Source organism: Ruegeria sp. BB1, assembly GCF_056539465.1.
In genome coordinates this window covers 51,360-69,332 of sequence record NZ_JBQFVB010000001.1, presented here as the reverse complement: position 1 = coordinate 69,332, position 17,973 = coordinate 51,360, and the positions used below count along the sequence as shown (strand labels likewise).

19 protein-coding genes and 1 riboswitch are annotated in these 17,973 nt (G+C 61.8%); of the genes, 17 read left to right on the top strand and 2 right to left on the bottom strand.

Annotated features, from left to right (window positions below; genetic code table 11):
• The 5 genes from cobN to cobJ are packed head-to-tail and all read left to right on the top strand — an operon-like array spanning window position 1 to window position 6,533.
• Window positions 1-3,294, top strand: a complete 3,294-nt coding sequence (cobN, locus tag ACR0AL_RS00335) for a cobaltochelatase subunit CobN (protein WP_480661565.1) — start codon at window positions 1-3, stop codon at window positions 3,292-3,294.
• On the top strand, window positions 3,291-4,430 hold the full coding sequence (locus ACR0AL_RS00330; protein ID WP_480661563.1) for a cobalamin biosynthesis protein CobG: 1,140 nt from the start codon (window positions 3,291-3,293) through the stop codon (window positions 4,428-4,430). The genes cobN and ACR0AL_RS00330 overlap by 4 nt, the downstream gene beginning before the upstream one ends.
• On the top strand, window positions 4,430-5,059 hold the full coding sequence (locus ACR0AL_RS00325) for a precorrin-8X methylmutase (RefSeq protein WP_480661561.1): 630 nt from the start codon (window positions 4,430-4,432) through the stop codon (window positions 5,057-5,059). The genes ACR0AL_RS00330 and ACR0AL_RS00325 overlap by 1 nt, the downstream gene beginning before the upstream one ends.
• On the top strand, window positions 5,056-5,784 hold the full coding sequence (locus tag ACR0AL_RS00320) for a precorrin-2 C(20)-methyltransferase (protein ID WP_425080360.1): 729 nt from the start codon (window positions 5,056-5,058) through the stop codon (window positions 5,782-5,784). Before ACR0AL_RS00325 ends, ACR0AL_RS00320 begins: the two co-directional genes overlap by 4 nt.
• On the top strand, window positions 5,781-6,533 hold the full coding sequence (gene cobJ, locus ACR0AL_RS00315; protein ID WP_480661559.1) for a precorrin-3B C(17)-methyltransferase: 753 nt from the start codon (window positions 5,781-5,783) through the stop codon (window positions 6,531-6,533). The genes ACR0AL_RS00320 and cobJ overlap by 4 nt, the downstream gene beginning before the upstream one ends.
• On the opposite strand, the gene ACR0AL_RS00310 is transcribed toward cobJ, so the two are convergent.
• Window positions 6,506-7,255 (bottom strand): cobalt-precorrin-6A reductase, encoded by a 750-nt coding sequence (locus ACR0AL_RS00310; protein ID WP_480661557.1) that lies wholly within the window; start codon window positions 7,253-7,255, stop codon window positions 6,506-6,508. The two genes, cobJ and ACR0AL_RS00310, sit on opposite strands and share 28 nt — an antisense overlap.
• Between ACR0AL_RS00310 and cbiE the strand changes: the two genes are divergently transcribed.
• The 9 genes from cbiE to ACR0AL_RS00265 all read left to right on the top strand — a co-directional run bounded on the left by cbiE (window position 7,254) and on the right by ACR0AL_RS00265 (window position 14,100).
• The gene (gene cbiE / locus ACR0AL_RS00305) at window positions 7,254-8,453 is read left to right on the top strand and encodes a precorrin-6y C5,15-methyltransferase (decarboxylating) subunit CbiE (protein ID WP_480661555.1); all 1,200 of its coding nucleotides are present in this window, start codon (window positions 7,254-7,256) and stop codon (window positions 8,451-8,453) included. The two genes, ACR0AL_RS00310 and cbiE, sit on opposite strands and share 2 nt — an antisense overlap.
• Window positions 8,450-8,818: a cobalamin biosynthesis protein gene (locus tag ACR0AL_RS00300; RefSeq protein WP_170349253.1), complete on the top strand. Its 369-nt coding sequence runs from the start codon at window positions 8,450-8,452 to the stop codon at window positions 8,816-8,818. Before cbiE ends, ACR0AL_RS00300 begins: the two co-directional genes overlap by 4 nt.
• Complete coding sequence (gene cobM, locus ACR0AL_RS00295; protein ID WP_170549646.1) at window positions 8,815-9,609, top strand: precorrin-4 C(11)-methyltransferase; 795 nt, start codon at window positions 8,815-8,817, stop codon at window positions 9,607-9,609. Before ACR0AL_RS00300 ends, cobM begins: the two co-directional genes overlap by 4 nt.
• On the top strand, window positions 9,602-10,918 hold the full coding sequence (locus tag ACR0AL_RS00290; RefSeq protein ID WP_170349255.1) for a cobyrinic acid a,c-diamide synthase CobB: 1,317 nt from the start codon (window positions 9,602-9,604) through the stop codon (window positions 10,916-10,918). Before cobM ends, ACR0AL_RS00290 begins: the two co-directional genes overlap by 8 nt.
• Complete coding sequence (gene cobA / locus ACR0AL_RS00285) at window positions 10,915-11,643, top strand: uroporphyrinogen-III C-methyltransferase (protein WP_170349256.1); 729 nt, start codon at window positions 10,915-10,917, stop codon at window positions 11,641-11,643. Before ACR0AL_RS00290 ends, cobA begins: the two co-directional genes overlap by 4 nt.
• Window positions 11,636-12,379: a precorrin-6A synthase (deacetylating) gene (cobF, locus tag ACR0AL_RS00280; RefSeq protein ID WP_170349257.1), complete on the top strand. Its 744-nt coding sequence runs from the start codon at window positions 11,636-11,638 to the stop codon at window positions 12,377-12,379. Before cobA ends, cobF begins: the two co-directional genes overlap by 8 nt.
• 43 nt (window positions 12,380-12,422) lie before the next feature.
• Window positions 12,423-12,629, top strand: a riboswitch (cobalamin riboswitch).
• Between the two features lie 36 nt (window positions 12,630-12,665).
• Window positions 12,666-12,836: a CbtB domain-containing protein gene (locus tag ACR0AL_RS00275; RefSeq protein WP_170349258.1), complete on the top strand. Its 171-nt coding sequence runs from the start codon at window positions 12,666-12,668 to the stop codon at window positions 12,834-12,836.
• A gap of 4 nt (window positions 12,837-12,840) precedes the next feature.
• Window positions 12,841-13,539 carry a CbtA family protein gene (locus ACR0AL_RS00270; RefSeq protein ID WP_170349259.1) on the top strand — a complete coding sequence of 233 codons (699 nt, stop codon included), beginning with the start codon at window positions 12,841-12,843 and terminating at the stop codon, window positions 13,537-13,539.
• A gap of 66 nt (window positions 13,540-13,605) precedes the next feature.
• Window positions 13,606-14,100, top strand: a complete 495-nt coding sequence (locus tag ACR0AL_RS00265) for a hypothetical protein (RefSeq protein ID WP_170349260.1) — start codon at window positions 13,606-13,608, stop codon at window positions 14,098-14,100.
• On the opposite strand, the gene ACR0AL_RS00260 is transcribed toward ACR0AL_RS00265, so the two are convergent.
• Window positions 14,097-14,441: a DUF1636 family protein gene (locus ACR0AL_RS00260; RefSeq protein WP_170349261.1), complete on the bottom strand. Its 345-nt coding sequence runs from the start codon at window positions 14,439-14,441 to the stop codon at window positions 14,097-14,099. The two genes, ACR0AL_RS00265 and ACR0AL_RS00260, sit on opposite strands and share 4 nt — an antisense overlap.
• A 141-nt stretch (window positions 14,442-14,582) precedes the next feature.
• Between ACR0AL_RS00260 and ACR0AL_RS00255 the strand changes: the two genes are divergently transcribed.
• The 3 genes from ACR0AL_RS00255 (at window position 14,583) to ACR0AL_RS00245 (ending at window position 17,911) form a co-directional block, all read left to right on the top strand.
• Window positions 14,583-15,041, top strand: coding sequence for a DUF302 domain-containing protein (locus tag ACR0AL_RS00255; RefSeq protein ID WP_170376000.1), 459 nt, complete (start codon window positions 14,583-14,585; stop codon window positions 15,039-15,041).
• A gap of 79 nt (window positions 15,042-15,120) precedes the next feature.
• Window positions 15,121-16,740, top strand: a complete 1,620-nt coding sequence (locus ACR0AL_RS00250; protein ID WP_170359226.1) for a thiamine pyrophosphate-binding protein — start codon at window positions 15,121-15,123, stop codon at window positions 16,738-16,740.
• Window positions 16,727-17,911: a CaiB/BaiF CoA transferase family protein gene (locus ACR0AL_RS00245; RefSeq protein ID WP_480661553.1), complete on the top strand. Its 1,185-nt coding sequence runs from the start codon at window positions 16,727-16,729 to the stop codon at window positions 17,909-17,911. Before ACR0AL_RS00250 ends, ACR0AL_RS00245 begins: the two co-directional genes overlap by 14 nt.
• The last annotated feature ends 62 nt before the right edge of the window (window positions 17,912-17,973 follow it).

Here is a 17,973-nt window from a genome sequence, read left to right as displayed (position 1 = left end):
ATGCACGTCGTCTTCCGCGAAAGCCACGGGCTCGAGGAAACCGAGACCCCGACCGATCTGGGCCAAAGCCCGGCGGATCTGGTGGTGCTGTCCTTTTCGGACAGCGACCTCGGAGCTTTCGCGGCAGGCTGGCATCGCGGTGGCGGGGCTGAGGGGCGGATGCCCACGATGCGGTTGGCCAATCTGACGGCGCTGAAACACCCTCTGTCCGTCGATACCTACGTCGAACAAACTCTGGAAGGTGCGAAAGGCATTCTGATCCGCCTGATCGGCGGCGTGCCTTATTGGTCCTATGGCCTGCAGCAGGTTCTGGCGCTGGCGCAGGACAAGGGCATCGCGCTGGCTGTCCTGCCAGCGGATGGGCGCGAAGATACGCGGTTGGACGACTTTTCCACCCTACCCGTTTCAACCCTGCGGCGGCTGGCGCATCTGTGCGATACCGGCGGCGAAGTTGCAGCGCAGGCCGCGCTGGCACAGATGGCGCTGGCGGCGGGGCTTTATGCAGGCCCTGTGATGGGGGCCAAAACCATCCCCGAGTGCGGCGCCTGGTGCCCTGACCGTGGCGTGATCCCAGTGGAAAAGGCGTTCACGGGCGATGCAAAACGCATTCTCGTGAGTTTCTACCGCGCTTACCTGACCTCTGCGGACACCGCCCCGGTCGCGGCCCTGATCCGTAACCTACGCGCGCGCGGGTTCGAAGCCGTGGGCCTGTTCGCGCCGTCGCTGAAAGCCCCAACCGCCGCCGAGTGGTTGCGCGGAAATATCGTAGCAATGCAGCCGTCGGCCATCATCAACGCCACTTCATTCTCAGGCAAGGGCGCGTCTGGCACATCTCCGCTGGACGCGGCCAATGTCCCTGTGTTTCAGGTCGCTTTGTCAACTGCACGCCGCAAGGCCTGGGCCGAGGCGGAACGTGGCCTCTCGCCCGCCGACCTTGCCATGCATGTGGTGTTGCCCGAGGTGGACGGGCGGATTTCGGCGGGCATCGCCTCATTCAAAGAACCCGGGAAACGTGACCCACATCTGGAATACTCGCGATTTGCCCACCGGGCCGAAGATGAACGGATCGAGGCCATCATCGACCGGGTGACCGGGTGGCTAGCTTTGCATGACAAGCCCAAGGTCGATCAAACCCCGGTGCTGGTGCTGTCCACTTACCCTGGTAAGGACTGGCAGATGGCCCATGCTGTGGGGTTGGACGCGCTGGCCTCAGCCGAGGCGATGTTGGCCGATCTGCAGGGCGAAGGGTACGACACCGCCCCCGCCCAACCCATTACCGAAACCCTTATGGATGCAAGGGTATCGTGGCCGCTTGCGGATTATCTGGCGGCGCTGGCCGATCTGCCGGATGAATTGCGCAGGGACCTCGAAACCGTTTGGGGACGGCCCGAGGATGATCCAGCATTAGCAGACGGCGCTTTCAATTTCACCGCTTTGCGTCGTGGCAAGGCCCTGATCGCGCTGCAACCCGAACGCGGCACGCCCGAGTTGCGCGAGGATGATTACCACGACCTCTCACGCACCCCACGCCACGGCTATGTGGCCTTTTATCTGTGGCTGCGCAGAGGGTTGGGTGCGGATGCGCTGATCCATATCGGCGCGCATGGCACGCTGGAATGGCTGCCTGGCAAATCGGTCGCCCTGTCGGCGAATTGCTGGCCCGAGGCGCTGATCCGCGATCTGCCGGTGATCTACCCCTTCATCGTCAATGACCCCGGCGAGGCCGCGCAGGCCAAGCGCCGGATCGGGGCGGTCACGCTGGGTCATATCCCACCCCCGATGAAGGAAAGCGGCACGCCCGACCGGATGGTGCGGCTGGAATCCCTGCTGGACGAGTTTTCGAACGCCGACGGGCTGGACCCCAAGCGCCGGGACCGCCTGCAAGAAGATATCCGGGATGAGGCGCAGGCCATCGGGTTGGAAAACGACCTAGGTCTGGATCAGGCCACCTGCACTGCCGAGGCAATCACCCGCATCGACCGGTTTGTCTGCGATATCAAGGAAAGCCAGTTCGGTGACGGGTTGCACATCTTTGGTCGCACGCCTGAGGTCACCGGTAATTTTGACCCCGCCTCTTCCGTCCGTGCGGAACGCAGGGCTCTGCTTGACGCGCTGGCGGGAAAACGGATCGAGGCCGGACCGTCCGGCTCACCCTATCGTGGGCGGTCGGATGTGCTGCCTACCGGTCGGAACCTCTATACCACCGATCCGCGTTCGGTTCCTACCCGCGCCGCCTATACCCAAGGCGTGAAGCTGGCCGAAGAGCTGGTGCGGCGGCATTTGCAAGAGGAAGGTGATTATCCCAAGGGCCTGATCGTCGACCTATGGGGCTCGGCCACCATGCGCACGGCAGGCGAAGAATTCGCCATGGCGCTGCACCTGTTGGGCGTCAAGCCAATCTGGGACAAGGGGTCCGAGCGAGTGTCAGGCATCGAAGTGCTGCCAATCACCGATCTCAGCCGCCCTCGCCTAGATGTGACCCTGCGCGTATCGGGCCTGTTCCGCGACGTGTTCCCGACGCTTTCGGCACTGTTCGGTCAGGCCGTCCGTGCCTTGTCTGACCGTGATGAAGCCCCGGATTGGAACCCCTATGCCGGGCAAGCCCCTGCCGCGCGAGTCTTTGGCCCCGCGCCCGGCAGCTATGGCGTGAATATGACGCAACTGTCTGAAATCTATACCGATGAAGCCCGCGCGCAGGCGGGTGAAGCATGGCTGCAGGCAAGCTCTTTTGCGTTGGAGGGCGACCATATCGCGCAGGATGTCACCGGCATCACCGAACGCGTCGCCAATGCCGACAGCTTTGTCCACCTGCAGGACCTGACCGAGACCGACCTGCTGCTGGCCAACGACTATGCCACGCACGAGGCCGGGTTTGCCGCTGCCAAGACCGTCACCGGCGGCAGCGCGCAATTGTACCATCTTGATAATACCAACCCCGACACTCCCCGTGCTCGTACCCTGCCCGAAGAAATCAGCCGCGTGGTTCATGCCCGCGCTGCCAATCCCGGCTGGATTGCAGGGATGCAACGGCACGGGTTCCGCGGGGCCGCAGAGATCGCGGCGACGCTGGACCATATGGCGTCTTTTGCCCACCTGTCCGGCACAGTCGCTCCGCACCTGTTCGATCTGTACCACGATGCGACGCTGGGTGACGCCGAGGTTGACGCCTTCCTGCAAGAGGCCAATCCGCAAGCGCATCAAGCCATGCAGGACCGGTTCCGCGCATTGCTTGAAGCTGGGTTGTGGAACACACGCCGGAACTCGATCCGCGCGGATCTGGAGGGGTTGGGATGAGCGCCACCACCTCAAAACCTGTTGTTCAGGGCTGGTGCCCCGGCGCACATCGCCCAATGATGTCAGGCGACGGGCTGGTGGTGCGGGTGCGCCCCCGGTTGGCGCGTTTGAACGCAGCGCAGGCACTAGGGCTGTGTGAACTCGCCGAGCGGTTTGGCAATGGCACCATCGACCTGACCAACCGAGCCAACCTGCAATTACGTGGCGTTAAAGAGGCCGATCATCAAGCGCTACTTGCCGAACTTTCCGCGCTGGATCTTTTGGACGCCGAGCCGGGCATTGAAGTACGCCGCAACATTTTGGTTTCACCGCTTTACGAAACGGGCGATCTGACCGCGCGGCTGGCACAATCCCTGATCCATCGGCTGGCAGACCTGCCCGCCTTGCCTGCGAAATTCGGTTTTGCCATCGACACTGGCCCGGCCCGTCTGATGGCCGCGGATTCTGCGGATATCCGGCTGGAGACCGGCGCGGAGGGCCTGATCCTTCGCGCCGATGGATGCGAGACGGGGCGCGCCGTCTCAGAAGTCGAAGCCATAGACCAGCTTATCTCGTTGGCTGAATGGTTTGCCGAAAACCAAACCTCGGACAATCGCCGCATGGCCCGCGTGGTCGCAGCACAAGCTTTGCCTCTGGAATGGCAAGGCAGCCCAGCCAACGCTGTTGGCTCACCGCTACAACCTGACATTTGTGAACTGGGCACACTTTATGGTGCAGCATTCGGGCAACTGCCTGCGCGGCGTCTGTTCAGCTTGATCGAGGACACAGGCGCTTCCGCCCTGCGGGTGACCCCCTGGCGGCTGTTCCTGCTTGAAGGCGGGGCGGCGATCCCGGCCCCGGCCTTTGTCACAGATGGCACCGATCCGCTGATGACCACCGACGCCTGCCCCGGTGCACCGTTCTGCCCGCAGGCGCAGGTAGAAACCCGTGCTGTCGCCCGAGCGCTGGCACCGCATTTGGAAGGCAGCCTGCATGTCTCGGGCTGCTCAAAAGGATGCGCCCGAATGGGAACAGCGGATGTCACTTTGGTCGGTCGCGATGGGCGATTTGACCTTGTCAAACACGGCCGCGCAGGGGATGAGCCCTGCCAACGCGGGCTGACCCCCGAAACACTTATGACCATGGACCTGACCTGATGCCCTATGAATATGAAACCGATGGCGCGGCGATCTATAAGGAAAGCTTTGCCACCATTCGGTCCGAGGCCGATCTGGCCCGGTTCGACGCCGACGAAGAGCAGGTTGCCGTCCGCATGATCCATGCCGCCGGGATGGTTGGGCTGGAAGAGTTCGTGCATTTCTCACCCGGTTTTGTGACCGCTGCCCGCTCGGCACTGGAAAACGGCGCGCCAATCCTGTGTGACGCGCGCATGGTCAGCGAGGGCGTGACCAGGTTCCGCCTGCCCGCCGACAATGAGGTGATCTGCACTCTGCATGACGAACGCGTACGTCCGCTGGCCGCCGAGATGAGCAACACCCGTTCGGCCGCTGCGCTGGAATTGTGGCGCCCGCATCTTGAAGGTGCTGTTGTGGCCATCGGCAATGCTCCGACTGCCCTGTTCCACCTGTTGAACATGCTGGAAGATCCCGACTGCCCGCGTCCTGCAGCCATCATCGGTTGCCCGGTGGGCTTTGTCGGCGCGGTCGAATCCAAGGACGCTTTGTGGGCGGCGCAACCGGTGCCATCCTGTATCGTCAAAGGTCGTCTGGGCGGCAGCGCCATCACCGTCGCCGCCGTCAACGCCATCGCGAGCCGCGCGGAATGAGCGCGGGCAAGATATACGGCGTCGGCCTTGGCCCCGGCGACCCGGACCTGATGAGCGTTCGGGCCGACCGTCTACTGCGCAACGCGCGCCACGTGGCGTTTTTCCGCAAGCCCGGCCGCAGCGGTCAGGCACGCAAGATCGTCAATGGCATGATTCCCGGCGATGCTGTGGAATTTCCGATGGAATATCCCGTCACCACGGAAATCCCCCTAACCGATCCGCGCTATAACGAGCTGCTGTCTGCCTTCTACAAAGACTGCGCCGCGCATTTAAAAAACCTGTCGGATGAAGGTGAGGATGTGGTGGTTTTGTGTGAAGGTGACCCATTTTTCTATGGGTCTTTCATGCATCTTTACAGCCGCTTGCGTGACGAAGCTGATGTCGAGGTTGTTCCCGCCATCACCGGTATGTCCGGCGCGTGGACGGCAACCGGTGACCCTATCACGTGGGGCGATGATGTCCTGACCGTTCTGGTCGGTACACTCCCCGAAGATACTCTGGCGGAACGCATGGCGCAGACCGATGCTTTGGTGGTGATGAAGATCGGGCGCAACATCGAAAAGGTGAAACGGGCCCTGAAAACGGCTGGCCTGTATGATCGAGCATGGATCGTCGAATACGCTCAGATGCCGAACCAGACCGTGACGAAACTGTCCGAGGCATGTGACAAGGTCACCCCCTACTTCTCGATCATCATCGTGCATGGTCAGGGGCGGCGGCCATGAGCGGTTGGGTCAAGATCGCGGGTCTCGGACCCGGAAACGAGGACCTTGTAACGCCCGAGGTTTCCGCCGCATTGGCCGAGGCCACGGATATCGTCGGCTATATCCCTTACGTCGCGCGCGTGGCCGAACGCCCCGGCCTGACGCTGCACGCCAGCGACAACCGGGTCGAGATTGACAGGTCGCAGCACGCGTTGCAGATGGCGGCCGAGGGGAAATGTGTGGTCGTTGTGTCCTCGGGCGATCCAGGCGTGTTTGCCATGGCGGCCGCCGTGTTTGAGGCGCTGGAAAATGGCCCTGTTGAATGGCGCGAAATTCCCATCGACGTGTTGCCGGGCATCACCGCGATGCTGGCCGCATCGGCGCGTGCGGGGGCACCTTTGGGGCATGATTTCTGTGCCATCAACCTCAGCGACAATCTGAAACCCTGGTCGCTGATCGAGAAACGGCTGCGATTGGCGGCGCAGGGTGATTTCGCGATGGCGTTTTACAACCCGCGCTCAAAATCCCGCCCCAAAGGCTTTGTTAAGACGCTGGAAATACTGCGCGAGGAATGTGAGCCCGAACGTCTGATCCTGTTCGCCCGCGCCGTATCCCGCGCGGATGAGGCGATCCGGGTTTCGACACTGGCCGAGGCAACGCCGGATATGGCGGACATGCAGACGGTGGTTATCGTGGGATCATCCCTGACCCGTGTGATTGATCGCAACAGCGCCCCGATCGTCTACACCCCGAGGTTCACACCGGAATGAGCCAGCCAGTCCAAAACCTGCGTTACGCTCGTCAGTTCGTGTCGTTGTGGCAGGATCGGACGGTCGATCATCAGCACCGGCAGGCCCAACACCCGCGCGGCGTCCAGCTTGGCGCGCGCGCCGCTGCCGCCTGCGTTCTTGGACACGACCAATTCGATGTCATGGCGTTGCATCAGCGCCCGGTCATCCGCTTCGATAAACGGCCCGCGCGACACAACCACATCGCAATTCGGCAAGGGCAATTCACCGGGTTCATCCACCAGCCGCAGCAGGTAGTGATGTTGGGGCTGGGCGGCGAAGTCCTCAAGGTGCATCCGCCCCACGGCCAGAAAGACACGTTGCGCCAGGCCGGACAGGGCAGCCACTGCGCCGTCGATATGAGAAACGTGCTGCCAGCGGTCCCCGTCTTGCGCCGTCCAGGCCGGACGGGTCAGCGCAGCCAGCGGCAGCCCGGTATCGCGGCAGGCGGCAATGGCGTTCAGGCTCATTTGTGCAGCAAAGGGATGAGTGGCATCGATCACGTGGGTGATCGCGTGATCCCAAAGGTACTGCGCCAACCCCTGCGCGCCGCCAAAACCACCGACACGCACAGGCAAGGGTTGCGGGCGGGGGTTATCGACCCGTCCGGCATAGGAATAGGTTGCCGGAACGCCCTGCTCGGCCACGGCCTTAGCCAGCGCGTTGGCCTCGGTCGTACCGCCAAGGATCAGGAGGTGTGTCATGCTTAAAGCTCCGTGGCTGACCGTTCTGGGCTTGGGCGAAGATGGACTGGATGGCCTGCCACCGGCAAGCCGTCAAGTGCTGGAACGCGCCGAAATCGTCATGGGCCCGCCGCGGCACCTGTCGCTGATTCCAGAAACCGGCGCGCAGAGGGTTGAGTGGCCTGTGCCTTTCTCCGATGGCCTTCCGATGCTGGCCGGCTTTCGGGGCCGTCCGACTGTGGTTCTCGCCTCGGGCGATCCCTTCTGGTTTGGTGCAGGTTCAGTTATCGCGCGCAATTTCGAGGCTGGCGAATGGACTGCCCTGCCCGGCCAATCGACCTTTTCACTGGCCGCTGCGCGATTGGGCTGGCCGCTAGAGACCACGCTGACCTTCGGCCTGCACGCAGCCCCGCTAACCCGGTTGCGTCCTGATCTGGCACCGGGGGTACGCGCCATCCTTCTGTTGCGGGACGGCAAGGCAGTGGCGGAACTGGCGACCTACCTATCTGAAACTGGATTTCCTGACACCCGCCTGCATGTGATGGAGGCTCTGGGCGGCCCTCGCGAACGGGCGCGCAGTGTATCGCTGACCGAAGCGCTGCTGGGCGGATTCGACCACCCGGTCTGCGTCGGGCTTGAGGTTGCAGGCGAAGGCCGCGCCTTTCCAAAGGCGTCGGGCAAGCCGGACGAGATTTTTGAAACCGATGGCCAAATTACCAAGCGCCCCGTGCGGGCGTTAACTCTGTCGGCACTGGCGCCGCAGCGGGGCGAACACCTTTGGGATATCGGCGGCGGCACGGGTTCGATCAGCATCGAATGGCTGATGTGTGACCCGACCCTGACGGCCACAACCATCGAACCCCGCGCAGATCGCGCCGAACGCATTCGGCGCAACGCTGATACGCTGGGCCAGGACCGATTGAATGTTGTGTACGGCACTGCTCCGGGCTCACTGGGTGGTCTGACCTTGCCGGACGTGGTTTTCATCGGCGGTGGTCTCAGCACCGAACTGATGGAATGGCTGCAAGCCGCCCTACCCAAAGGCACAAGGCTGGTCGCCAACGCGGTGACGTTGGAAAGCGAAGCTTTGCTCGCGCAGTGGCAAGACAAGCTGGGCGGCGAACTGTTGCGGATCGAACTGGCGCAAGCCTCGGCACTTGGCCCCCGGCGCGGCTGGAAGTCCGCTTATCCGGTGGTGCAGTGGAGCGTCACCCTATGATCGTCGCGGGATTGGGATTCTCATCTACGGCCACGTTGGACAGCCTGCGCGCGGCCTTTGACCGGGCCAGCGACGGGCAGCGCGTGGATGCGCTGGCCACGGTGGCGGACAAAGACGGACATCCTGCGTTGATCGAATTCGCCTCGGCCATCGCACTGCCCTTGCATTTCGTCGCCCCTGCCGATCTGGCCGGGCAGCGCACCCTCACCTGCTCGAACCGCAGCCGCGCCACGTATGGCACCGGCAGCGTGGCCGAAGCATCCGCCCTTGCCGCTGCCGGATCCGGCGCTCGGCTGACCTCACCCAGACAAATCTCAGACGACCGGCTGGCCACCTGCGCCATAGCCATCGGAGGACAAACATGACTGTTCATTTCATTGGCGCCGGACCGGGCGCTGCCGACCTGCTGACTCTGCGCGGACGTGATATCATCGCGTCTTGCCCGGTATGCCTTTACGCCGGGTCGCTGGTGCCCGAGGAAATCCTTGGTCACTGTCCCGAGGACGCAAAGATCATAAACACCGCGTCGATGGATCTGGATCAGATCATGGCCGAGATCGAGACCGCACATCAGGCTGGTCAGGATGTGGCGCGCCTGCATTCCGGCGACCTGTCGGTCTGGTCAGCGATGGGTGAACAAATCAGACGGCTGAAAGAGATGGGCATCCCGGTCAGCGTGACGCCGGGCGTGCCGTCCTTTGCTGCTGCGGCGGCTTCACTGGGAACCGAGCTGACCCTGCCTGGACTGGCACAATCCGTGGTGCTGACCCGGACGCCGGGCCGTGCATCCTCGATGCCCGAAGGTGAGACGCTTGAGAATTTTGCCCGCACCGGTGCGACTTTGGCCATTCACCTGTCGATCGGCAATCTGGACAAGGTGATTGCCGATCTGACCCCCGCCTATGGCGCGGACTGCCCGGTGGCCGTGGTGTATCGCGCCAGTTGGCCGGATGAGAGGATCATCCGCGCCACGCTGGACACCTTGAAAGAGGCGCTGGATGAAAGCATCTCGCGCACCGCACTGATCATCGTGGGCCCGGCGCTGGCAGGCGAAGGGTTCGATGAAAGTTGCCTGTATTCAAAGGATTACGATCGCCGCTATCGTCCGCAAAGTGCCGATAGCCCGTGGTCAAGCTGGAGCCACGGTGATGACTAACCCCCCGGGTCTTCTGATTTCTGCCCCGTCCTCGGGAACAGGTAAGACAACGGTCATGCTGGGCCTATTGCGGGCATTGGCCGAGGATGGGCTGACCGTGCAACCGTTCAAAAGCGGCCCGGACTATATCGACCCTGCCTTTCATAATGCTGCTGCCGGGCGCTCCTCGTTCAATTTGGACAGTTGGGCTATGGGTGACCCGTTGCTGAGTGCGATTTCGGCGCAGGCTGAGGGTGCGGATATCGTGGTCGCCGAGGGATCGATGGGGCTGTTTGACGGCGTCGCCAAGCCGGGCGAGTTGGGGCACGGGTCCAGCGCCGAAACCGCCCAGCGCATGGGCTGGCCTGTGGTGCTGGTGCTGGATGTGGGCGGTCAGGCGCAATCAGCGGCGGCAACTGCACTGGGGTTTCGGATGTACAACCCCGACCTGCCGTTTGCCGGTGTGATCCTGAACCGTTGCGCAAGCCCCCGGCACGAGCGTCTGACCCGTCTGGGTATGGAGCGCGCCGGTCTGCCGGTTCTGGGCGTTTTGCCCCGGCGCGGTGATCTGACCCTGCCGGAACGCCATCTGGGCCTGATACAGGCGGTCGAGCATCCTGATCTGGAAAGCGCAATTGTCGGCTATGCCGCGTTTCTGCGCGAACATGTGGATCTTGAGGCGATCAAGGTGGCGGCTTCCTCAGGCCCCAATGGGCCATCGTCAGCCGCGCTACCGCGCCCTCCGGCGCAACGGATTGCGCTGGCCCGCGATGCCGCGTTTTCCTTTACCTATCCGCATTTGCTGGAAGGTTGGCGCGCGGCGGGTGCAGAAATTCTGCCGTTTTCACCTCTGGCGAACGAGGCACCTGCTGCCGATGCCGATCTGGTCTGGCTGCCCGGTGGCTATCCGGAACTGCATGCGGGCACACTGGCTGCCGCCGACACGTTCCAGACCGGACTGCGCAAACACGCTGAATCCAAACCCGTGCATGGAGAATGCGGTGGATACATGGCGCTGGGTCAGGCCTTGATCGACAAAGAGGGCGAGCGACATCAGATGGCAGGCCTGCTGCGGCTGGTGACCTCGTATGAAAAGCGCAAGTTCAATCTGGGGTATCGGCGCGCAGAATTGCTGGCCCCGATGCCCGGTTTTGCAGCCGACACGGCTCTGCGGGGGCATGAATTCCATTATTCTTCGATCGTAGAACAGCCGGACGCACCGCTGGCGCGGGTGTTTGATGCTGAAGGTGCTGAAGGGCCGCAAACAGGTTCGGTGCGCGGGAACGTCACCGGTACGTTCTTTCACCTGATCGCCGAGGCCTCGGCATGAGCGGTTTCGTATCCTTCATAGGTTCCGGCCCCGGCGATCCTGATCTTTTGACCCTGAAAGCAGTCGACCGGATGCAAAAAGCAGATGCGGTGCTGTTTGATGACCTCAGCAGCGGCCCGATCCTAAGTCATGCGCATGGCGATGCAGATCTGGTGGGCGTGGGCAAACGGGCCGGGCGACCCTCACCCAGGCAGGATCACGTGAGCCGCCTGTTGGTGGATTACGCCAAAACCGGTGCTCGCGTAGTGCGGTTGAAATCCGGTGATGGCGGGTTGTTCGGCAGGCTGGAGGAAGAACTGGTTGCCCTGCGTGCGGCCGGGATCGAATATGAAATCATCCCTGGCATCCCCTCGGCGGTTGCGGCGGCGGCGGCAGCAGGAATACCCCTGACACGACGCCTGACTGCGCGGCGGGTACAATTTGTCACTGGCCACGATGTCAGCGGCAAACTGCCCGAAGATCTGAACCTGCCCGCGCTGGCCGATCCGGACGCAACGACCGTGGTGTTCATGGGCAAACGGACCTTTCCTCTGTTGGTAAATGCGCTGCATGAGCATGGTCTGCCGCTGGAGACACCTGCCCTAATGGCCGAATCCGTATCGACTCCCGACCAGAGCCTGCACCGTGCAACAATTGGCGCGCTGTCGCAAAAGCTGGAGGCCGAGATCGGCACAGCCCCGGCGCTGATCCTGTATGGCCCGCTGGCAGAGTTCGACGATGTTTGAGTTGTCTCTAATCGGAATTGGCACTGGCAACCCGGATCACGTGACCTTGCAAGGGGCAAATGCCATCCGCGATGCAGACCTGATCCTGATCCCGCACAAGGGCGAGAACAAGGCTGATCTGGCCGGGTTGCGCGAAGAGATCATTGCAGCTGTGACTGACACTCCGCCGCAGATCGCCTATTTCGACATTCCCAAGCGTCGGGCCGATGATGGTTATCTACGCGGGGTCGACGAATGGCATGATGCCATTGCCCTGCGCTGGCACGAGGCGATTGCGGCCCACCCGAATGCGCGACAAGTGGCACTGCTGATCTGGGGCGACCCGTCGCTTTATGACAGCTCGTTGCGAATCGCGTCGCGGCTGGACCCTGAGCCCACGACACGGGTGATCCCTGGCATCACCGCGCTGCAGGCATTGACGGCCGCCCACGCCATCCCGATCAATGATCTGGGCGCGCCTTATGTTGTGACCACCGGACGGCGGATCAGGGATGAAGGCTGGCCGGCAAATGCCTCGAAAGTAGCGGTAATGCTGGATGGCGAGTGTTCGTTTCAATCCCTGGACATGGCCGATTATGACATCTGGTGGGGTGCCTATGTCGGCATGAAAGAGGAAATCCTGATCAAAGGCGCTTTGACCGATGTGGCGCAGGAGATTCTGGACACCCGTGCCAAGGCACGTGCCGATCATGGCTGGATCATGGATATCTATTTGCTGAAAAAGCGCGTGATCTGACCTAAAAGGTCGCAAATGACGATTGCACCAGCGGCATCATAGAGGCTAAATGAACGCGTCTGGTCCTGCCGGAGACATCCGGATGCTAAGAGGGAATGTGGTGCGACTGCCATGGCAGCCAAATCCACAGCCGCCCCCGCGACTGTAAGCGGAGAGCCCCTGTTCAACCAGCCACTCCTGTTCTCAGGGGGAAGGCGAACAGAGGCATCGACCCGCAAGCCAGGAGACCTGCCAGGCGACAATTGAAACACCGGTCGTCGGGTGCGGCGGCAAAGGAGAATAAAAGATGGCAACACAAACGCAAACAGCATCCGCCTCGCGCGCTGGTATCCTTCCGGTCATGTTCGCGGTGGTACTGGGTCTGGGTATCATCACCCTGACCGGTCACGTACAGGCCGCGGCGCTGCATGACGCAGCACACGACGTGCGCCACGCGACCGGCTTCCCCTGCCACTAAGACCATGTTCAGTCGTATACTGACCAGCGCGTTGTTCGCTGGTGCTGCAGCGGGGCTGATAGCCGCATTGCTGCAGTTGGTCTTTGTGCAACCTGTTTTGTTGCACGCAGAGCTGTACGAATCCGGTGAGTTGGTGCACTTCGGAGCCGAATCCGTTTCGGCGCATCCCGAATTGCCGGGCATGTTCTCGGAACTGACCCGTGACGCGCTGAGCGTCATTTTCACCATGCTGACCTATACCGGTTACGCGCTGCTGATGGTTGCTCTGATGTCCGTGGCCGAAGGCCAGGGCCACACGATTGATGGCCGCACCGGCGTGCTTTGGGGTCTGGCTGGGTTCATCGCCTTTCATCTGGCGCCTGGCTTTACCCTGGCACCAGAGGTGCCTGGTGTAGCGGCAGCTGACGTCTATGCCCGACAGGTCTGGTGGTTTGCCACTGTTGGTGCTGCGCTTGTTGCGCTGTGGTTGATTGCGTTTGGCGGCAACCTGATCAGCTATGTGATCGCAGCAGCCCTGTTGCTGGCACCCCATCTGATCGGTGCGCCCGAACCGGATGTGTTCACCGGCCCCGTCCCGACCGAGATCGGCGCTCTGTTCGCCGCTCGCGCCTTTGGCATTGGTCTGGTGGCCTGGGTTCTGGTTGGCGCCTTTGCCGGGTATTTCTGGCAAAGCGAAGGCAAACGCGTCGAAGCAGCGGCCTGATCCTCTTATGTAATGACGCGCCGGGTTCTGCCCGGCGCGTTTCTTTTTGCCCAAAAGGAAAGAAAAATGGCACGCTCACTTGCCCTTTTTGCAATCGGCCTTGTGTTCGGTGGTGGTGCTGGTTTTGTGCTGGCGGCAGCCAATGGCGCCACGTTTGACGGCCACGATCATGGCGATCCGTCCCATCACGGCGGCGCGCATGCCGAAGCGATGGCCCATGACCATTCGACCACGGTAAACCTGCCCGCAGGGGCGGACGCCCCCAGCGTTGCAATCGCGCTGACCCAGGACCCGATGGCCGGGTGGAACCTGCACGTCATGCCGCAGAATTTCCGGTTTGCCCCAGAAAACGCGTCAACAGCCGACGTAGACGGCGAAGGCCACGCGCATGTTTACATCAATGGCGAGAAACTGGCCCGGCTCTACGGCAACTGGATACACATCCCCGACCTTCCGAAGGGAGAGGTCGAGGTTTCGGTTTCGCTGAACGCAAACAGCCACAGCGCACTGACGGTCGACAACGTACCGGTCAGCGCTGCCGTGACCGTTCAGGTCGATTAAAGCGCCGGTATCCGCGCGCGCAAACACATCCGAAGTCGCCCGCAGGGTCGGGCGTCTTCGATCCAACCTGCGGGACTGTCCAAATAGGCTTTGCAGGTCGCGACGATGTCTTCGGCATCGGTAACGATATCGACCCCCGAAAACACGTAAGACGCCCGTCCTGCGGCCTGCAATGCCAATGCGGTCGGCTCAGCGCAGCCACTGAAACAGGCGTGATCCGAGATGACGACCCGGCCATTCAGCCCTGCACGCACCAGCGCGTCATCCACGGCCTGCCTCTCGGCCACTCGGTCACGCGTTCCCGCACAACTGCTGCAAATCAATAGGCGTATCGGGTCCACGTGTGGCCTCGTGTTTGATGGTTTGCATGTTTCTGCGGCTTTCTAGACGTCGGCGCAATCCTGAATACGCACGGAAATGTGCGTGCGCGGAACTCGGATTTCTGGCATCACTCAGACAGTCACATTGAACGAGGCACCGTCATGCGCACGCTTTTGGGTTTGCTCTGTCTTCTCGCCCTGCCTGTTCGGGCCGAGGAACCATTGTCGGGTTGGGCAGTGTATCCAACCGTCAAAAGCTATGAAGAACTGGTCGCGGATACGAAGGCTGCGGTGAAGGAAAACGGGTTGATCGTGGTCACGCAGGCTGGTCCGACCAAGGCGGCTGCGGCCCGTGGCATCACTATACCCGGCAATCTGGTGATCGGTGCCTTCAACAACGACTATGCCGTGCGCGTTCTGGAAACCTCTGTCAGTGCAATGATCGAAGCGCCGATTCGTTTTTACGTGACCGAAAACGACGACGGCACCGCCACCCTGTCCTACAAAACGCCCAGCTTTGTCTTTGCCCCCTATGTGTACGAGGGCGGAGAGCCTTTGCGCGATATTGCCCAAGAACTTGACACAAAGTTTCAGTCAGTGGCGGAAACCGCAGCCAAATAGTCACACTGACGTGAACCTGCTTGCGTCTGGCTACGTCCTCCGCAATCTGCTGAGCAACGAAAACTTCGGAGCATAACGAATGCAGGACCTCTCCCCCCGCGCGGCTGACCTTTTGGCCCAAAGACTATACGAGGCCGGATGCCGCCACGCTTTTGGCATGCCAGGCGGAGAGGTTCTGACACTGGTGGATGCTCTGGAACAGGTTGGGATCACCTTTCACCTGACCAAACACGAAAACGCCGCCGGCTTCATGGCAGAGGCTGTCCACCACCGTGATGGCGCACCTGCCATTCTGGTGGCCACTCTGGGCCCCGGCGCGATGAATGGAATCAACGTTGTTGCCAACGCGCTGCAAGACCGGGTGCCGATGATCGTTCTGACCGGCTGTGTCGATGCGGATGAGGCACTGACCTATACTCATCAGGTGATGGATCACGCGCAGGTTTACCGCTCGATCACCAAGGGCACGTTCACGCTGACGGCCCAGGGCGCAGACGTGGTTGCTGACAGAGCGGTTTCGCTGGCCACACAGCCCCGCCCCGGTCCGGTTCATATCGACGTGCCGATCTCGGTCGCGGACACGCGTGTATCCGGGAGCAAACGCCGCCGTCTGGTCAAACCCGCTGCGGTCGCGCCCGAAGGGAACTGTGTTGAGAAAGCCCGCCGCTGGGTGACCGAGGCCGAACGCCCCATCGCGATCGTGGGTCTGGACGTGCTTTATGACGACTCGCGCAATGTGGTGCAGGCGTTTCTGGAACATTTCAACATCCCCTTCGTGACCACGTACAAAGCTAAGGGCGTCGTGCCCGAGGATCATCCATTGTGCCTGGGCGGCGCAGGTTTGTCGCCCTTGGCCGACAAGCATCTGGTGCCGTTGGTCAAACAATCCGATCTGGTGTTGTGTCTGGGGTATGACCCGATCGAAATGCGCCCTGGCTGGCGCGAGATCTGGGACCCCGAGGAAAAGCGCGTCATCGATATCTCGGCCGTCGTCAACGATCATTACATGCATCAAGCCGGGTTGAATCTGGTCGCCCACACGGGCGCCACGCTAGAAGCCATCGCCAAGGGGAACCCCGCCCGCGCGACGTGGCCGGGTGGTGAACCCGCGCAGGTTAAAGCCGCACTGGCGCAGGCCTTCCCCGCGGATGATGACTGGGGCCCGGCGGCCGTGATCGCCGAATCTCGCGCCGCCCTGCCCGCTGATACACTGGCCACCGCCGACAGCGGCGCGCATCGTATCCTGCTGAGCCAGATGTGGGAGTGCCACGAAGAACGCGGGCTGATCCAATCCTCGGCCCTGTGTACCATGGGCTGCGCCGTACCGATGGCCATTGGCCTGAAACTGGCTGAGCCTGACCGCCCGGTCATCAGTTTCTCGGGCGATGCTGGTTTTCTGATGGTTGCCGGAGAGCTGTCGACCGCAGCCGAGATGGGCTGCAATCCGATTTTTCTGGTCTTTGTCGACGCCAGTCTTGCGCTGATCGAGTTGAAACAGCGCCAGCGTCAGATGGGCAATATGGGCGTGGATTTCGACCGCCACGACTTTGCCGCCATGGGGCAAGCCTTTGGTGGCTATGGACATACCGTCCGCAACCGCGCAGAACTGCGGTCGGCGCTGGAACAGGCGGTCAAAGCCGACCGCTTTACCGTCATCGCTGCAGAAATCGAGCGTGGAGGATATGATGGCCGGATCTGAGGGACCGCTGAAAGGCGTCAAGGTGCTGGATCTCAGCCGCATTCTGGCTGGGCCAACCTGTACGCAGCTGCTGGGCGATTTGGGCGCCAACGTAATCAAGATCGAAAACCCGGCCAGTGGCGGCGATGATACCCGGCAATGGGGCCCTCCTTACGTTGAAGACGCTCAGGGCAACCGCTCGGATCTGAGTGCGTATTTTATGTCGGCCAACCGCAACAAGAAATCCGTCGCCATCGACATCACTACGCCCGAAGGCCAGGCTGAAATCAAACGGCTGGCATCGCATGCCGATATCCTGATCGAGAATTTCAAACCCGGCGGGCTGGCGAAATACGGGCTGGATTACGCCACGCTATCGCCGGAGTTCCCGAGCCTCGTCTATTGCTCGATCTCGGGCTATGGCCAGACCGGGCCGAATGCGTCCAAGCCCGGCTATGACCTGATGGCGCAAGGTTATGGCGGGATCATGTCGCTGACCGGCGACCCCGAAGGCGCACCAATGAAGGTGGGTGTTGGCATCGCTGATGTGATGTGCGGAATGTATGCCTGCGTTGGCATTCTAGCCGCTCTGCGCCACCGGGATCAAACCGGCGAAGGCCAGCAGATCGACCTGGCATTGGTCGACTCACAAGTTGCCTGGTTGATCAACGAGGGCGTCAATTACCTGACCTCGGGCAATGTTCCGCAACGGCGGGGCAACGGGCATCCCAACATTGTGCCTTATGACGTTTACGAAACCTCGGATGGCCATGTGATTCTGGCCGTGGGCAATGACGGACAGTTCCGCCGTTTCTGCGACTTTATCGGGCGGCCCGAGCTGGCCGATGATCCGCGCTTTGCCACCAACCCGGCGCGCCTGGAAAATCGCGACGCTTTGAACGCAGTTCTGCGCCGGGCGGTTCAAGCCCATGACACTGCCACCGTCATCGCCGAGCTGGAAGACCGCAAAGTACCCGTCGGCCCGGTGCGGACTTTGGATCAGGTTTTTGCCTCGGATCAGGTCGCGGCTCGACAAATGCAGATCGCCATGCAGGCAGCACCAGGGCCGGTGCAGCTGATCGGGAATCCGCTGAAATTGTCACGCACTCCGGTCACCTATCGCGCTGCCCCGCCCGAATTCGGGGCGGACACTCAGGCCGTTTTGAACGCCAAAAATCCATTCGAAGATTGAAACACTGTGTCCGTTTCGGCGGCATGTTGCTGAAACATGCCGTTGAATCGGCGGTTTTTTTC

What these genes read in the sequence shown, in the direction of transcription:
- cobN (WP_480661565.1), top strand. Translation starts at nt 1, where the DNA reads ATGCACGTCGTCTTCCGCGAAAGCCACGGGCTCGAGGAAACCGAGACC.
- ACR0AL_RS00330 (WP_480661563.1), top strand. Translation starts at nt 3,291, where the DNA reads ATGAGCGCCACCACCTCAAAACCTGTTGTTCAGGGCTGGTGCCCCGGC.
- ACR0AL_RS00325 (WP_480661561.1), top strand. Translation starts at nt 4,430, where the DNA reads ATGCCCTATGAATATGAAACCGATGGCGCGGCGATCTATAAGGAAAGC.
- ACR0AL_RS00320 (WP_425080360.1), top strand. Translation starts at nt 5,056, where the DNA reads ATGAGCGCGGGCAAGATATACGGCGTCGGCCTTGGCCCCGGCGACCCG.
- cobJ (WP_480661559.1), top strand. Translation starts at nt 5,781, where the DNA reads ATGAGCGGTTGGGTCAAGATCGCGGGTCTCGGACCCGGAAACGAGGAC.
- cbiE (WP_480661555.1), top strand. Translation starts at nt 7,254, where the DNA reads ATGCTTAAAGCTCCGTGGCTGACCGTTCTGGGCTTGGGCGAAGATGGA.
- ACR0AL_RS00310 (WP_480661557.1), bottom strand. Translation starts at nt 7,255, where the DNA reads ATGACACACCTCCTGATCCTTGGCGGTACGACCGAGGCCAACGCGCTG.
- ACR0AL_RS00300 (WP_170349253.1), top strand. Translation starts at nt 8,450, where the DNA reads ATGATCGTCGCGGGATTGGGATTCTCATCTACGGCCACGTTGGACAGC.
- cobM (WP_170549646.1), top strand. Translation starts at nt 8,815, where the DNA reads ATGACTGTTCATTTCATTGGCGCCGGACCGGGCGCTGCCGACCTGCTG.
- ACR0AL_RS00290 (WP_170349255.1), top strand. Translation starts at nt 9,602, where the DNA reads ATGACTAACCCCCCGGGTCTTCTGATTTCTGCCCCGTCCTCGGGAACA.
- cobA (WP_170349256.1), top strand. Translation starts at nt 10,915, where the DNA reads ATGAGCGGTTTCGTATCCTTCATAGGTTCCGGCCCCGGCGATCCTGAT.
- cobF (WP_170349257.1), top strand. Translation starts at nt 11,636, where the DNA reads ATGTTTGAGTTGTCTCTAATCGGAATTGGCACTGGCAACCCGGATCAC.
- ACR0AL_RS00275 (WP_170349258.1), top strand. Translation starts at nt 12,666, where the DNA reads ATGGCAACACAAACGCAAACAGCATCCGCCTCGCGCGCTGGTATCCTT.
- ACR0AL_RS00270 (WP_170349259.1), top strand. Translation starts at nt 12,841, where the DNA reads ATGTTCAGTCGTATACTGACCAGCGCGTTGTTCGCTGGTGCTGCAGCG.
- ACR0AL_RS00265 (WP_170349260.1), top strand. Translation starts at nt 13,606, where the DNA reads ATGGCACGCTCACTTGCCCTTTTTGCAATCGGCCTTGTGTTCGGTGGT.
- ACR0AL_RS00255 (WP_170376000.1), top strand. Translation starts at nt 14,583, where the DNA reads ATGCGCACGCTTTTGGGTTTGCTCTGTCTTCTCGCCCTGCCTGTTCGG.
- ACR0AL_RS00250 (WP_170359226.1), top strand. Translation starts at nt 15,121, where the DNA reads ATGCAGGACCTCTCCCCCCGCGCGGCTGACCTTTTGGCCCAAAGACTA.
- ACR0AL_RS00245 (WP_480661553.1), top strand. Translation starts at nt 16,727, where the DNA reads ATGGCCGGATCTGAGGGACCGCTGAAAGGCGTCAAGGTGCTGGATCTC.